This is a genomic window from Bradyrhizobium roseum (assembly GCF_030413175.1).
Lineage (GTDB): Bacteria > Pseudomonadota > Alphaproteobacteria > Rhizobiales > Xanthobacteraceae > Bradyrhizobium > Bradyrhizobium roseum.
This window is the reverse complement of the sequence record NZ_CP129212.1, coordinates 6,116,201-6,130,662: the sequence shown is the minus strand read 5'-3', so window position 1 is coordinate 6,130,662 and position 14,462 is coordinate 6,116,201. Positions and strand designations below refer to the sequence as shown.

Below are 14,462 nucleotides of genomic sequence, written 5' to 3'. Positions count from 1 at the left end.
GTTGTTTCGCCGGTCACGATGGTTGGCGACGCTGTCGCGCGATCAGGGTCCGCGAGGCCTGGCGCCGGAGTGTCGGAGGATGAAACGCGTCGGCAAATACACCGGCCGTATTTTTCGCGTCTGATCGCCACCGCTGATGCGGTCGAGCAGGATGTTGGCGGCGACCCGCCCCATCTGGTCGAGATCCCAGGTCAATGCCGAGATTCCGGGCGTGGCGTGCCGGGCAAGATCGGTGTCGCCGATGCACACCAGCGACATGTCGTCGGGATAGCGCAGGCCGTTGCTGGCCAACGCGTCCATCACGCCGGCCAGCATATGCGTGCCCAGCGTGATGATGGCCGTTGGGCGATCGGGGCCTTGCAGCAACTGGCAGACTTCGCTGAATGCGATGTCGGAGCCTTGCGTCTGCGGCCGGATCAGGTCGGGATCGACCTTTAGTTTGGCCTCGACATGGGCCTGCCGGTAGCCGGCCAGGCGCTCCGAACTCGGCAGCAAAGCGGCGCGCCCGGTGAGCAGCGCGATGCGGCGATGGCCGAGTCCGATCAAATAGCGGGTGATCTCGAGGCCGCCGCCGCGATGGTCGGCGCGTACCGAGGGGACATCGGGCACCTCGCGATCGATCGCCACGCAGGGCATGTCGAGGTTCGCGAGTGCGCTGGTAAAATCGGTATGGGCGTTATCGCCGGCGAACAGCAGCAGGCCGTCCATCCGCCGCCGCCGCACCGCCGATATGAACGCCGTTTCGCGATCCTGCTCATGCCGGGTGGCCGCCAGCATCAGCACGTAGCCGGCGCGCTGAAACTCCTCCTCGGCGCCATTGATCATCTCGCTGTAGAGCGGGTTGGAAAGGTCGGAAACCATGCAGCCGATCGTCTTGCTCGCGCGCGAGCGCAACGCCTGCGCCGCCGAATGCGGCTCGAAGCGCAGGCGGGTCACGGCCCGCATGATGCGGGCGTGCAATTCCGGGCTGATATGCGGCTCGCCGTTCATGACGCGGCTGACGCTGCTCACCGAAACGCCGGCCTGCGCCGCGACGTCGCGGATGGTGGCACGTGGGGGCTGCGCCTGGCGCGGCGGCATTGCGGGGCTTCCTCGGGACGAATTTGCGCGAAATCTAGCGCAAACTGGAAACGATATACAAGGCGATGGCCTGTAAATATCCGCCTTGAACCATAGCATTGGACAAAGTATGGAAACGTTTCCAGAAAGCGCGGGATGCCACCACCTTGCTCCCGCCACAACAACCGGCTGAATGGCCGCAGGCAGGAAACGGGACCGTGGCATGATGCGGCGTGTCGAAGGAAAAGTCGCCCTGGTGACCGGCGCCGCGAATGGCATCGGACGAAGCGCGGCCCTGGTGCTGGCGCGCGAAGGCGCGAAGATTGTCGCGACCGACTTGCAGGACGAGAAGGGCGCGGGCCTGTTGCGCGAATTGCACGCCATCGGATGCGAGTGCGAATACTATCACCACGACGTGACGCGCGAAGAGGACTGGCAGTCGATCGTGGCCCAGACCCGCAGCCGCTTCGGCAGGCTCGATGTCCTCGTCAACAATGCCGGGATTGGGCTCTCGGGCCCCGTGGTCGACATGGCGTTCGCCGACTGGAAGCGGCAGGTCGCGGTCAATCTCGACGGTGTCTTTCTCGGTGTAAAATATTCACTGCCCTTGATGCGTACCGGGGGCGGCGGAAGCATCATCAACGTGTCCTCGATTGCCGGCATCAAGGCGTCGCCGAACGTCTCGGGCTATTGCGCGACCAAGGGCGGCGTGCGGCTGTTCACCAAGTCGGTCGCGCTGGAATGCGCGGCGGCCAAGGACGGCGTGCGCGTCAACTCGCTGCATCCCGGCATCACTGAAACCGCGATCTGGGACACGCTGATCGGCACCGTCGAGGACGGCTCGAATGGTGGACGGGAGCGCGGGCCGACGTTGGACAAGCTCACCGAACGCGCCGTGCCACTCGGCTACAAGGCAGCACCGGAAGATATCGCCAACGGCATCCTGTGGCTGGCAAGCGACGAGAGCCGCTACGTCACCGGCACCGAACTTGTCATCGACGGCGGCCGCTCGATCGGCTGAACGCCAAAACAGCAAGAACGAGAGCGGGACGGACGTCCCGCCCGGAACGGGAGGTCGTCATGAGCCGTGTTTTCGGGGCAGTCTGCCAGAACGGATATGTCGTGCGGGATATTCGCGCCGCCATGGACCATTGGGTCAACGTGATGGGCGTCGGACCCTGGTACTACATCGACCGGGTCAAGACCGATTACTTCCGTCACCGCGGCAAGGACTCGGCCGTGGAGATGAGCATTGCGCTCGCCAATTCCGGCGATCTCCAGATCGAACTGATCCAGCAGCGCAACGACGCGCCCTCGATGTACAAGGAGTTTCTGGACTCCGGCCGCGAAGGCCTGCAGCACATGTCGTACTGGACCAAGGATTATCAGGGCCTATACGACCGCGCGCTCGGCCTCGGCTACAAGGTTGGACATGAGGGCCAGATCGGCGGCGAAAAGGGTCGCTTCGCCTATTTCGACACGCAAGCGCATCCCGGCACCGTGGTGGAAATATCCGACATCAGCGGCAGCAAAGGGAGTTTCTTCGAGCATATCCGCAAGGTCGCTGCCGGCTGGGACGGCTCCGATCCGATCCGGGATGTCAAGCGCTGATGCGGGCGCGGCCTTTGTAACGTAACCTGCAGAAAAACGCGGAAGTCTCCGCATCACGAGAAGCAGAACAAGGAGAGGCGGATGGCGAGACTTCCCCTGATCGATCCGGCGGCAACCAGCGGCGACGTGCGCGCGTCCTTTGACAGGATGCCGGTCGTGTTGAACATTTTTCGAATGATGGCGCATGCCGAGGCCAATTTCATTCCGGCGATGCGGTTCGCCAATTCGATCCTGCACAAGCAGAAGCTCAGCCACGTCAATCGCGAATTGCTGATCCTGCAAGTCGCGCAGCGGCAGCGCGGCGTCTATGAGTGGCGGCAGCATGTGCCGATCGCGCTCGGCGTCGGCGTCACGCAACAGCAGATCGACGGCGTCGAGCAGGGCAACTACGAGGGCGCGGCCTTCAACGCCGCCGAACAGGCGCTGCTGGCGTTCGGTCGCGAGGTGATCGACAATGTGCGCGTTCCCGAGCCGGTGTTTTCTGCCATGCGAAAATACTTCGGCGAGCAGGAGATCGTGGAATCGATCCTGGCTATCGGCTTCTACATGACGATGGCGCGCCTGACGGAGGCGACCGATGTCGATCTCGACCCGGCCGCCGGCATGACGGTCTTCGAAGGTGGCAAGAAGCGGCCGGGCTGACGTCGAACCCGGCCCGGCTGATTGACGACGTTGCCGATTGCAGCGATCATCGGCTGGTTCAGGGCAACGATGGCGGGGAGCGCGGGCAATGACGGGTGAGCCGGAGGCGGGCTGTCCGCGGCCCCTGAGCGAGATTGCGAGCTACCACGCCCATATCTACTACGATCCGGCGGCGACGCGGGCCGAGGCCGAGCGACTGCGTACCTGGATCGGAGAGCGGTTCTCGGTCACGCTCGGACGCTGGCACGACGTCAAGGTCGGCCCGCACGACCAGGCCATGTACCAGGTGGCCTTTGCCCGGGAAATTTTCCCCGAACTGGTGCCCTGGCTGATGCTCAACCGCGGCCAATTGAGCATTTTGGTCCATCCGAACACGACCAACCCGCGTCGGGATCGTGCAGCCGACCCGATGTGGATCGGGCCGGCGCTCGCCGTGCATGCCGAAAAGCTGCCGGAGCACGCCGAAATCGAACAGGCGCCCGCGCCGAATACCCGTCCGACCCTCCGGCCCTGAGCGGCTGCAAAAAGGAATATCGGTCCTGACGGCCATCGCCCGGCTTGAAACCGTCGATTGGGACAGTCAATATGACATTGGGCGCTTGTCTCGATTATGCCTTACTTTGGATTTCATTATGCTGGGACTTATTCGGTGAATCCATTAGGAATCAGCCGTGATTCCGAAGCGCCGAGCCGGGGACGAATGGATAAGAGGAAGACCAGTAAAGCCGGGCTTGCTTCGAGCCGCGGTACCCGATGGCTCCGCGAAGCGGCTTTCGGCACGGCAGCGCTCGCCATAGCGCTGGGAATGGCCGTTTGGGTAACCGATTTCGATCTCGCCGGCTGGAGCAATCCCGCATCCGCAAATGTCAGCAGCGGACCCACGTTCGAGGAGCGATTCGGGCCGGGCTCAGTGCGCCGATCGCTGGCCGTCAGCTATCCTTGGCGTCCGGTCGCCGGTCCGGAGCGCTCGAATTTCGATGCCGAGTTCGGGCACATCCGGGCCTCTCTGGGCGGACCCTCGCCCGAGGAGCAGAACCTCCAGCCCGTGCCGACCGCCCCGACCGCCGAGGCGGCGATCCCGCTGCCGAGGGCGCGGCCGGTCCTGGCCAATATCCAGTCTCCGCGGACCGATCCGGGGGCAACCTCGTCCGACAATCGCACCATGTTCGAAAAGCTTGCCGATCTGGTGCCAATGAAGTTTTCGCTGGCATCGCTGACGCCCGGGGATGGGCTGTTGGGCGAGCGAAAGGACCTGGGGGCACTGGGCTATGACGGCCAGACCGCGGTCTACGATATTTCAGGCCGCGTCGTTTACTTGCCGAACGGCACCAAGCTTGAGGCGCATTCCGGTCTCGGCGGCCTGATGGACAATCCGGCTCATGTCGACCAGCGTATGGTCGGCGCGACGCCGCCGAACGTCTACGACCTCAGGCCGCGTGAAAAGCTGTTTCACGGCGTCGCCGCGCTGCGCATGACCCCGGTGGGCGAAAACGAGATGCATGGCCGTAACGGCCTGCTGGTGCACAGCTATCTGCTCGGTCCCAACGGCGATTCCAACGGCTGCGTCTCGATCAAGGAATATGACAGGTTCCTCGCGGCGTATAACAACGGCGAGGTCAAGCGTCTCGTCGTCGTGCCAAGCCTCAAGGAAGGCCTCACGGCGTCGCGGCGTTCTCCATCGCCGTCATGACCGTCGTTGCCGGCGACGCCGCGGCTGCGTCCGACACACCGCTGCGCGCGACGTTCAAGATCAACCTGAACGGCCAGACGGTGTCGATCGGCACCGTGGGCCAGGCCTATCGCTTCATCACCAGTCTCGGCTCGATAGAATGGATCGAGTTTCGTGCGCTGCACGCCGATGCCGTCAATGCCCTCCAACGCGCCGCTCGCAATGCGATGCTGACGGTGCAGGCGACCGACGCACTGCGGGCGCTGTTGGCCCGTGCCAAGCTGTTGTGAGGCCCCATGCCGAAAAGCGCCAGCGAGATTGAAGACGACCGCCTGATCCGGGAATTGTTGCAGAACTGGGCGATCTGGCGCGATGCCGGCGACTGGGAGCGGTTTCGTACGGTCTGGCATCCCGACGGTCGCATGATGGCGACCTGGACGCAGGGCACCGGCGACGAGTTCATCGAGATCAGCAAGCAGGCCTGGGCCAGGGGTATCAGCATCCTGCATTTCCTCGGCGGCATCTCGGTCGACCTCGCAGGACGACGCGCGATTTCACAGACCAAGATGGCGATCTCGCAGCGCGCCGAGGTCGAGGGCGTGTTGTGCGACGTGCTCTGCACCGGGCGATTCTACGATTTCCTCGAAAAGCGCGACGGACGCTGGGGCATCGTGCTGCGCCAGCCGATCTACGAGAAGGACCGCATGGACCCGGTCACGCCCGGCGCGGCGCCCGTCCTCGACAAGGCGCTGCTCGAACAGTTTCCGCCGGGCTACCGGCATCTCGCCTATCTGCAGACCCGCATCGGCTACACCGTGAAGCGCGACATGCCCGGCCTCAAGGGGCCCGAAGTCGAAGCCTTGTATGCGCGCGGCGCGGCGTGGCTGCAGGGCAAGTCGATCTAGGGAATGCGGGTTGTCGCTTGCGCCATTTGATCGGATCAAGGATTCCACCTGCCCGGGGGTCGAAGATAAAAGATGACCCAGGCAGGGGAAACAGCATGGCAAGCCAGCTCGAATTGAGTTCGCGTGCGGCTCTTTGCAGGCAACTCGCGCAGCACGAACCAAGAGCAGGGTATATTGGCTGGCGGAGGCCGAAAGCTGGTCTCGTCCTTCTCGCGAAACGATGCCTCTCGAACGAACGGGCCATCAGGATGACCCGTGCGAACAATTTCTGGCGCTGATCGCCAGGTAGCCACGGATTTAGCCGATCTCCCTGCGCACGGTCGCCGCCGCGTCGCACATCGCCTTCAGTTTTCCGAAGGCGATATGGCGCGGCATGTATTTCATGCCGCAGTCGGGGGCGACGATGAGGCGATCCGCGGCGACATGCTTCAGCCCGTTGCGGATCCGGTCCGCCACCACATCGGCTGATTCGATCTCGGGATTACCGAGGTCGAGTACGCCGAGCATGATCTTCTTCGAAGACAGATCGCCGAGCACGCCGAGATCGAGTTTCGGCTGCGCCGCCTCGATCGATATCTGCTCGGCGCTGGTGTCGGCGAGTTCGGCGAGGAAGGAATAGCCGGCCGGTTTGGTCGAGCCGGGCACGACCGCGGCATAGCCAAAGCACAGATGCACCACCGTCGGCACGGTGATGCCTTCCAGCGCGCGGTTGATCGCCTTCACCGCATAGCGGCGGGCGACGTCGGGATTATTGCGCACCCAGGGTTCGTCGAGCTGGATCACGTTGGCGCCGGCCTTTTGCAGGTCCAGCGCTTCGGCGTTGACGGCGGCGGCGAACGCCATCGCCAGCTCCTCGTCATCCCTGTAGAATTCGTTCTTGGCCTGCTGGCTCATCGTGAACGGGCCGGGCAGGGTGATCTTGGCCGCGCGGTCGGTGTTCCGGCGCAGGAATTCCATGTCGTGCAGCTCGACCGGCTTGCTGCGCTTCACCGCCCCGACCACGCGTGGCACCGGCGTCGCATGGCCGCTGCGCGAGGTGATCATCGCCGGATTCTCGTCGTCGATGCCTTCCAGCGCGGTGGCAAACCGGTTGGAATAGCTCTCGCGGCGGATTTCGCCGTCGGTCACGATGTCGATCCCGGCGCGCTCCATGTCCCGGATCGCGACGATGGTGGCGTCGTCCTGCGCTTCTTCCAGATGTTCGGCCGGCAGCCGCCACATCGCATGCAGGCGCGTGCGCGGCACCACTTTTGACAGCATCGCGCGGTCGACCAGCCATTCCGGCTGCGGGTAGCTGCCGACCACGGTGGTCGGCAGCAGGTGCTTTGGCAGGTTCATGGGGAGCTCCTTGCTCTTGTTGTTCATCGCGTTTTCAAGCGAAGTGGCTTCCGGTTCGCGTGAAGAAAGCGCGTCAAAAAGTAAGCTTCTTGGCTTCTCAGGCGGCGCGCGTCGCTTGGGCCGCGGCCTCATCCTTCACCGGGTTGCGCAGTACGCCGATGCCGGACACCTCGACCTCGACGACGTCGCCTTCTTTCATCCAGAGCGGCGGTGTGCGGTAGGCGCCCACGCCGCCGGTGGTGCCGGTGACGATGACGTCGCCGGGCACAAGCTCGGTGAAGGTCGAGCAATACGCGATCAGGGCAGGGACGTCGAACACGAGGTCCGAGATCGGTGCGGACTGTACCTCGACGCCGTTGAGGCGGGTCGCGATGGTCTGCCTGCTGATATCAGGGATTTCGTCCGTCGTGACCATCCACGGCCCGAACGCGCCGGTGCCCGCGAAATTCTTGCCCGGTGCGAACTGCGAGGTGTGGCGCTGCCAGTCGCGGATGCTGCCGTCATTGTAGCAGGCGTAGCCCGCGACATGCGCCAGCGCCGTCTCGCGCGAAATCCGGCGGCCGGCCTTGCCGATGATGACGGCCATCTCGCCTTCATAGTCGAAGCGCTCCGACTCCAGCGGCCGGATCATCGGCTGGCCGCCGCCGACCTGGCTGTTGGCAAAGCGGGTGAAGATCATCGGGTGCGGCGGCGTGGGGTGGCCGCTCTCGGCCAGATGCGTGGCGTAGTTGACGCCGATGCAGAAGATCTTGTCGGGATCGGGGACGGTCGGCAGCAGTTCGATTTCGGCCAACGCGTAGTCCGGGCGTTCGCCCTGCAGCGCCTTCAGCGCGTCGAGCGAGCCGTTCGCGAGCAGCGCTTTCAGGGTCGGCCAATCCTTCAGCCGCCTGCCTGCGTCGATGATTCCGGCATTGGTCACCAGTCCGTATGTCGCCGTCTGGCCTGCCTTGAAACTCGCGATCTTCATTGGTTGGCACTTTCTTCGATGGAGGAAACGTAGGGTTCGATGGACTTTACGATTTTGCCCGAACGGATCGGAACGCATTCGGGTGGAAAGTCCTGGCGGAAACGGGCGCCGGCCTTTTCGGCGCGGTCGATAAAGCGTTCGAGATGGGCCATCGCGCCGCTCGGCAGGTCGTGCAGCACCATCAAGCTCCATGGTTGCGAAAGGCACTGCGAAAGCGCGCGCTCGACCCAGCCGTCGGCATCGTCCCAGTCGCGCGGGATCGCATTCCAGAGCACGCAGCTGTGCTTGTGGCGCGTTAGATATTCGACCACGGAAGGTTTTAGCAGCCGCTCGTCGAGATTGCCGCCGCCGCCGAACGGCCGGAACCAGCGGTAGGGATGGGCGAGCTCACCGATCGCGGCTTGCGTCCGGCCGATTTCGTTCTGTGCCGTCTCGGCGCCGCGCTGCTGCCCCAACGGCACCGTGTGCGTAAAGGTGTGGTTGCCGATCCAGTGGCCTTCGTCATGGGCGCGCGCCGCAAGCCGGCGGCGTTCGGGATCGCCCAGCTTCTCGCCGATCACGAAGAACGTCGACTTGATGCCGCGTTCGCGCAGGATGTCGAGGACGTGCGGCGTTACCCCGGGTTCGGGGCCGTTGTCGAATGTCAGCGTCAGGTCGAACACGGGTACTCCGTCAGGTCGCAGGCTGGATGGCGCCGGCGGTGATCTCGTCGGCGGCGCGCTGGCCGGCGCGGGAACCGGTCTGCCAGATCGCGGCCTTGCGCTCGATCCATTTGATCGCGGCGTTGAAGGCGATCGCCATCGCGAGCACCAGCAGAACGCCGGCGAAGACATGCGGGCTGTCGAGGATGGTGCGGTAGCGCGAGATCAGGTAGCCGATTCCGGCGGAAGAGATCAGCATTTCCGACACCACCACGCCGACGATCACGAGCGCGCCGCCGACGCGCAGTCCTGATAGAACGGTCGGGATCGCCGCGGGGATGATGACGCGGACGATCCGCTGGCTCAGCGTCGCTCCCATGCTGCGCGCGGCGAGCAGCAGTTGTGGATCGATGGTCTGGATGCCGGCGGCGGTCGCCAGCATCGTCGGCAGGAAACCGTAGATCGAGGCGAACGCAATCTTGGATTCCGTGCCGATGCCGAGCCACACCGTGAAGACGGGGTAGAGGATGACGAGCGGCACCGCATAGAGGCTCGACACCATCGGCATGATCAGGATGCGTGGCCGCGGCAGGCTGCCGACAATGGCGCCCAACAAAATGCCGCCGCCGCAGGCGAACATCATCGAAATCGCGACCTCGTAGAGCGTCACAGCCAGGGCATGGCCGTATTCGCCGGCCTCGTTCCAGCCGGCAATGAGCGTCGAGGACAGCGAGGGCAGGAACAGCGTCGGGATCACGCCGGCGCGCGGCAGGATCTCCCACAACGCGATCAGGGCGATGACGATCAATCTGCGAAGCGTTGCCGCGCTCATGTTGGCCTCATGCCGATTTGCGGATATGCCGCCAGATGCGTTCGCGCAGGGTACCGAACGCGTCGCCGCTCAGCATTTCGTAGGTTCGCGGGCGGGGCAGCGTGACCTGCAGATGGTCGACGATGCGGCCGGGCCGCGGCGACATCACGATCACCTCGTCGGCGAGATAGACGGCCTCCGTCAGGCTGTGGGTGACGAACACCACCGTCTTGCCGGTGGCGGCCCAGATCCGCAGCAATTCGTCGCCCATGGTCATGCGGGTCTGCTCGTCGAGCGCGGCGAACGGCTCGTCCATCAGCAGCACAGGCGGGTCCTGCACCAGGCCGCGCGCGATCGAGACGCGCTGCTTCATGCCGCCGGACAATTCATGCGGATGTCGCTTGCCGAAACCGTCGAGGCCGACGAGTTTCAGCGCATCCTGCGCCTTGGTGCGGCGTTCGTTCTTGCCGACATGGCGCAGCGCCAGCGGAAATTCGACGTTCTCCTCCGCCGTCAGCCAGGGAAACAGGCTGGCCTCCTGAAACACCACGCCGACCCGGTTCGGATCGGGTTTTGGGATCGGCGCGCCACTGATCGTGATGGTGCCCGAGGTCTGCTCGCGCAGGCCCGCCATCATCATCAGAAGCGTCGACTTGCCGCAGCCGCTCGGGCCGACCAGCACGATGAAACGGCCGGGCTTGATGTCGAGCGAGACGTCCTGGAGGGCAACGACTTCCTGCGTCGTGGTCCTGAAGATCTGGCCGACATTGCGGACCTCGATCGCGCCGGCCGGCTTCAGCGGGGTTATGTTCGCCAATGGCTGCATCGAGTTTCCACCCATCTGACCAGTTCGTTGAAAGCGATTGCGATCGCGGCGATCATCAGCACGCCGGCCAGCAACTGCTTCATTTGGAAGTTTTCGCCCCAGGTCGCGATCTGATGGCCGATGCCGTCGCGAGAGGCATACATTTCGGCGAGGATGACGCCGGTGAGATTGAAGATCATCGAGATCCGCAGCGCCTCCAGCAGAACCGGAAGCATGCTCGGCAGATAGACGCGGAACGCGGTCTGAAACGGCGTGGCGCCGTAGGACCGGGCGACCGTCAGGTGCTCGACCTTGACCGACTCCACCGCGGTCGTGGTCGACATGATCACGATGAAGATGGTCGAGAAAAAGCCGAAGCCGACCTTCTGAGCAAAGCCGACACCGAACATCAGGATGAACATCGGCAGGAAGATCGATTTCGGGATGCTGAACGCGAAGAACAGCAGCGGCTTGGCCACATCGGCGAAATACTTGTTCTCCGCGATCAGGAAACCGACCAGCGCCCCGAAGGGCACCGCGAGGGCAAAAGCGGTCAGCACCTCGGTGGCGGTGACCGCGAGATCATGTTGTATGCTGGCCCGCTGCAGGAGATCGCCGAGCGTGGCGAGCGTGTCGGAGGCGGAAGGAAGCAGGCGCGGGTTGACCATGCCGGTCCGCGACAGCATTTCCCAGATCGCGAACAACGCGATCACAATGCCGAACCGCGCCGCCTTGACGGCCAACCCGCTTTGCATCGGGCCGGCCTCAGAACTTGGTCGGCACGGGCTTGAACTGGGTCGAGATGATCTCCGCTGCCGGTCCGAGATCCTTCATGCCGCCCGCCTTGGCCATGTCGAGCGCGAGCTGGAGCTGCTCCGGGATCTTGGGGCCGGCCATGCTGCCGTCGGTCTCCAGCTTCATGATTGTGTTGTCATACTCCTGCGCCGCGATGTCGGGCGCGATCTCATAGAGCTCGGAAATCAGCTTGACGGAGGCTTCCTTGTTGGCGCGCATGAACATCAGCGCGCCGTAGAGCGCGTTCAGCGTCTTCTGCACCACCTGCGGCTTGTCCTGGACGTACTTGTCGAGTGCGATCCAGCCGGCGGCAAGGTTCGGCGGCACTTCCTTGGCGAAGTCGAGGATCGTACGGGCTTCGCCCGACTTCAAGATCTGGAAGCTCAGGGGCGAATAGACCACGGCGGCATCGACATTGCCGGCGAGCAGGTTCGGCACCAGGCCGCCGCCGCCGACGGGCACGCGGGTGAACTCGATCTTCTTGTCCTGCTGGGTCCACAGCGCCAGCAGGTCGGACCCGGAGCCGGCGGAGGTGATCGCGACCTTCTTGCCCTTCAGGTCGGAGACGCCGAGCGTAGACTTTGAAAGCGTCATCAATTGCCAGCCGTAATAGCCCATCGCGGCGTTGGCCAGCACCTTGGAGTTCACGCCCTTGCTGCGTCCGGCCGAAACCAGCGAGGTGGCGTCGAGGATGACGTCCGCAGCGCCCGCCGCCATCGCCTCGAACGTCTCGGCGCCGCCGCGGTAGATCGTCAGTTCGGCCTTGATCCCTTCCTTCTCGAACAGTTTCTGCCGCACCGCGGTTTCTGCGATCGTGGTCGGCCAGTAAGTCTTGGTGGGAAGCCCGATGCGGACGGTGTCGGCGGCCTGCGCCGTGGCCGATGTTCCAAGAACGGAGGCGGCGGCGATCATTGCCAGGATGTGGCGTCGCGTGATGCTCATTGTGCGTTTCCCTTTTGCTTTTTTGTAAGGCTTGTTCTTCCAATGGCGGCCCAGTTGGTGCCGCTACGTCCCTGATGTGCTGGGAGTAGCGAGCTCGACGAGCCGCATGGTCGTCATAAAATGCTTCGAGAGTGCGACGACCGCGGCATCGGCATCGCGTTGGAGCGTGGCGCGCACGATAGCGGCGTGCTCGGCCTCGACGTTGCGGGTTTTCTTGTTGTTGCGCCGGATCGCAAGCCGCCGATAACGTTCGCTCTGTTCGTGCAGCACGTCGCGAAACCCGAGCAGCCATGGCGAGCCGCAGGCATTCACCAAGGTGCGGTGGAAGACGCGGTGCCGCACCACCCATTCCTCGTAGTGGTGCGTCGGGTCGTCGGGATAGGTGTAGGGAACGGCGCAAAGTGCGGTGAACGACCTCTCCACCGCGGCGAGCCATGCGGCGTCGCCGCGCTCGATCGAGCGGCGCAGCGCCAGCCCTTCGATATCGATACGGGTCTGCGTCACGTCCCTGAGATCGGCGGGAGATACCGGACTGACGCGAAAGCCGCGCTGGTCGGACGCCTGTACGAGCCCGTCCGCGACCAGCCGCGACAGCGCTTCGCGCACCGCGGCAAGGCTGACCGAGAACTGCTTGGCGAGGCCGGCGATATGCAGCTTCTGGCCGGGCGGCAGCCGGGTCGAGAGAATGTCCGCACGCAGCCGCCCCTGAACCGCTGACGTCAGGCTGCGCGGCCGTTCGTCGGCAGGGCTGTCGTCAAAACTCAAACCGATACTGCTCATGGCGCGCGGAGATTGGCGAGGTATGGCGCTGGCGTCAATCGAAAATCGATTTTTTGTCTAAAGCATTGTATTGTCGAGATTTTTGGATGCGAATCAATTTTTGACGGCGCCGCGGGAGCATTTTCTGACACATCGGACGTGATGACAACCCGACCCAGACCCTGTATAGTTCGCGTGCGAAATAAATGGCCTTAGCAATTCACGTGAGTGTTCGTCGCGAACCTCGACTGGTATTTCTGCTCAACGTGGCGCAACGCCGGCTGCAGCGCTGGATGGCGGCGCGGGCGCAGCACAATGGGGTAACGGCCGCGCAGTCCGGCTTGCTGTTCGTGCTGGGCCAGCGCGACGGCGTACTGATGGGCGAGGCGGGCACGGCGCTCGATCTCGGTCCGCCCGGCATCAGCGGGCTGGTGGACCGGATGGCGGCCGCGAACCTGATCAGGCGGCGCGCCGATCCGCAGGACGGCCGGGCGTGGCGGCTGTGGCTGACGCCGGCCGGCCGCGCCGCGCTGGCGCAGTCGAAAGCGGGACTCGCGGAAATCAACAGGCGCCTCACAGACGGATTTACCGACGCGGAGATCGAAATCGTCGCGCGTTGGCTCACGACCATGCAAACCAGATTTCCCAGAGGAGAAGACGAATGACCGAGCACATCGAGATCGAGAAGAGCGAAGGGATTTTGAGCCTGACGATGGCCCGTCCGGACAAGAAGAACGCGCTGACCAACGCGATGTACGGCGCGGTGGCCGACGCCATCGAAGGCGCGGAAACCGATTCGTCCGTTCGCGTGCTGTTGATCCGCGGCAAGGGTGACATGTTCACCGCCGGCAACGATGTCGGCGAGTTCGCCGCCATCGCGACAGGCGCCATCCAGGGCGCGCGGCATGTCAGCCGCTTCCTGCAGGCGCTCGCGCAATCGAGCCGTCCGCTGGTCGCGGCGGTTCAGGGGCGTGCGGTCGGCGTCGGCACCACCATGCTGCTGCACTGCGATCTGGTCGTGCTGGCAGAGAACGCGCTGCTTTCGACGCCGTTCGTCAGCCTGGCGCTGGTTCCTGAGGCGTCCTCCAGCCTGCTGATGCCGCTCCGCATTGGCTATGCCCGCGCCTTTGAGATGTTCGCGCTTGGTGAGGCCGTCGACGCCAAGTCCGCGCTCGCCTGGGGGCTCGCCAACCGGGTGGTGCCACTCGACAAACTCGATGCCGAGGCGAGGGCGCTGGCATTGCGGCTGGCGAAGCAGCCGGCGGGCGCGGTCAGCACCACAAAACGGCTGATGCGCAATCCGGAAGTGCTGATGGCACAGATCAAGGTGGAAAGCGCGCAGTTCGCCGCGCGCCTGCAAACCGCCGAGGCGCGGGAAGCCTTCACCGCGTTCGCCGAGCGCCGGCCGCCGGACTTTTTGAAACTCGCAAAATAGCGGCGTCACCGCTTCTTCCCGCCCGCGACCGTCTGGCGATTGACCGTCCGTGACGGTCCCGCTACCTGTTTCGGGTCGCGCGC

The 14,462-nt window shown here is 64.3% G+C and carries 18 protein-coding genes; 9 read left to right on the top strand and 9 right to left on the bottom strand.

Annotated features, from left to right (window positions below; translation table 11 throughout):
- Positions 1 to 42 precede the first annotated feature (42 nt).
- Complete coding sequence (locus QUH67_RS28965) at positions 43 to 1,080, bottom strand: LacI family DNA-binding transcriptional regulator (RefSeq protein ID WP_300942912.1); 1,038 nt, start codon at positions 1,078 to 1,080, stop codon at positions 43 to 45.
- 202 nt (positions 1,081 to 1,282) lie between these two features.
- Between QUH67_RS28965 and QUH67_RS28960 the strand changes: the two genes are divergently transcribed.
- From QUH67_RS28960 to QUH67_RS28930, 7 genes are all read left to right on the top strand, one after another.
- Positions 1,283 to 2,080 (top strand): SDR family NAD(P)-dependent oxidoreductase, encoded by a 798-nt coding sequence (locus QUH67_RS28960; RefSeq protein ID WP_300942911.1) that lies wholly within the window; start codon positions 1,283 to 1,285, stop codon positions 2,078 to 2,080.
- 59 nt (positions 2,081 to 2,139) lie between these two features.
- Positions 2,140 to 2,670 carry a VOC family protein gene (locus QUH67_RS28955; protein ID WP_300942910.1) on the top strand — a complete coding sequence of 177 codons (531 nt, stop codon included), beginning with the start codon at positions 2,140 to 2,142 and terminating at the stop codon, positions 2,668 to 2,670.
- 81 nt (positions 2,671 to 2,751) lie between these two features.
- Positions 2,752 to 3,312, top strand: a complete 561-nt coding sequence (locus tag QUH67_RS28950; RefSeq protein ID WP_300942909.1) for a carboxymuconolactone decarboxylase family protein — start codon at positions 2,752 to 2,754, stop codon at positions 3,310 to 3,312.
- Positions 3,313 to 3,400: 88 nt separating this feature from the next.
- Positions 3,401 to 3,826: a DOPA 4,5-dioxygenase family protein gene (locus QUH67_RS28945; protein ID WP_300942908.1), complete on the top strand. Its 426-nt coding sequence runs from the start codon at positions 3,401 to 3,403 to the stop codon at positions 3,824 to 3,826.
- Positions 3,827 to 4,117: 291 nt separating this feature from the next.
- Positions 4,118 to 5,002 carry a DUF2778 domain-containing protein gene (locus QUH67_RS28940; RefSeq protein WP_300942907.1) on the top strand — a complete coding sequence of 295 codons (885 nt, stop codon included), beginning with the start codon at positions 4,118 to 4,120 and terminating at the stop codon, positions 5,000 to 5,002.
- On the top strand, positions 4,999 to 5,271 hold the full coding sequence (locus tag QUH67_RS28935; protein ID WP_300942906.1) for a hypothetical protein: 273 nt from the start codon (positions 4,999 to 5,001) through the stop codon (positions 5,269 to 5,271). Before QUH67_RS28940 ends, QUH67_RS28935 begins: the two co-directional genes overlap by 4 nt.
- A 6-nt stretch (positions 5,272 to 5,277) precedes the next feature.
- Positions 5,278 to 5,886 (top strand): nuclear transport factor 2 family protein, encoded by a 609-nt coding sequence (locus QUH67_RS28930; protein WP_300942905.1) that lies wholly within the window; start codon positions 5,278 to 5,280, stop codon positions 5,884 to 5,886.
- A 297-nt stretch (positions 5,887 to 6,183) separates the two neighbouring features.
- Here the strand turns inward: QUH67_RS28930 and QUH67_RS28925 are convergent, their stop codons facing one another.
- The 8 genes from QUH67_RS28925 to QUH67_RS28890 all read right to left on the bottom strand — a co-directional run bounded on the left by QUH67_RS28925 (position 6,184) and on the right by QUH67_RS28890 (position 12,965).
- A complete protein-coding gene (locus tag QUH67_RS28925; RefSeq protein ID WP_300942904.1) occupies positions 6,184 to 7,224 on the bottom strand; it encodes a 5-methyltetrahydropteroyltriglutamate--homocysteine methyltransferase in 1,041 nt (346 codons plus the stop codon).
- Between the two features lie 97 nt (positions 7,225 to 7,321).
- On the bottom strand, positions 7,322 to 8,191 hold the full coding sequence (locus QUH67_RS28920; RefSeq protein ID WP_300942903.1) for a fumarylacetoacetate hydrolase family protein: 870 nt from the start codon (positions 8,189 to 8,191) through the stop codon (positions 7,322 to 7,324).
- A complete protein-coding gene (locus QUH67_RS28915) occupies positions 8,188 to 8,853 on the bottom strand; it encodes a polysaccharide deacetylase family protein (protein WP_300942902.1) in 666 nt (221 codons plus the stop codon). Before QUH67_RS28915 ends, QUH67_RS28920 begins: the two co-directional genes overlap by 4 nt.
- A 10-nt stretch (positions 8,854 to 8,863) precedes the next feature.
- Positions 8,864 to 9,664, bottom strand: a complete 801-nt coding sequence (locus QUH67_RS28910) for an ABC transporter permease (protein WP_300942901.1) — start codon at positions 9,662 to 9,664, stop codon at positions 8,864 to 8,866.
- A gap of 7 nt (positions 9,665 to 9,671) precedes the next feature.
- A complete protein-coding gene (locus QUH67_RS28905) occupies positions 9,672 to 10,469 on the bottom strand; it encodes an ABC transporter ATP-binding protein (RefSeq protein WP_300942900.1) in 798 nt (265 codons plus the stop codon).
- The gene (locus QUH67_RS28900; protein ID WP_300942899.1) at positions 10,448 to 11,203 is read right to left on the bottom strand and encodes an ABC transporter permease; all 756 of its coding nucleotides are present in this window, start codon (positions 11,201 to 11,203) and stop codon (positions 10,448 to 10,450) included. Before QUH67_RS28900 ends, QUH67_RS28905 begins: the two co-directional genes overlap by 22 nt.
- Positions 11,204 to 11,213: 10 nt before the next feature.
- Positions 11,214 to 12,185 carry an ABC transporter substrate-binding protein gene (locus tag QUH67_RS28895; protein WP_300942898.1) on the bottom strand — a complete coding sequence of 324 codons (972 nt, stop codon included), beginning with the start codon at positions 12,183 to 12,185 and terminating at the stop codon, positions 11,214 to 11,216.
- Positions 12,186 to 12,248: 63 nt separating this feature from the next.
- Positions 12,249 to 12,965, bottom strand: a complete 717-nt coding sequence (locus QUH67_RS28890; protein ID WP_300942897.1) for a GntR family transcriptional regulator — start codon at positions 12,963 to 12,965, stop codon at positions 12,249 to 12,251.
- 203 nt (positions 12,966 to 13,168) lie between these two features.
- Between QUH67_RS28890 and QUH67_RS28885 the strand changes: the two genes are divergently transcribed.
- Positions 13,169 to 13,609, top strand: a complete 441-nt coding sequence (locus QUH67_RS28885; RefSeq protein ID WP_300942896.1) for a MarR family winged helix-turn-helix transcriptional regulator — start codon at positions 13,169 to 13,171, stop codon at positions 13,607 to 13,609.
- Entirely contained in the window at positions 13,606 to 14,379 is a 774-nt protein-coding gene (locus tag QUH67_RS28880) for an enoyl-CoA hydratase (RefSeq protein ID WP_300942895.1), read from the top strand. The genes QUH67_RS28885 and QUH67_RS28880 overlap by 4 nt, the downstream gene beginning before the upstream one ends.
- The last annotated feature ends 83 nt before the right edge of the window (positions 14,380 to 14,462 follow it).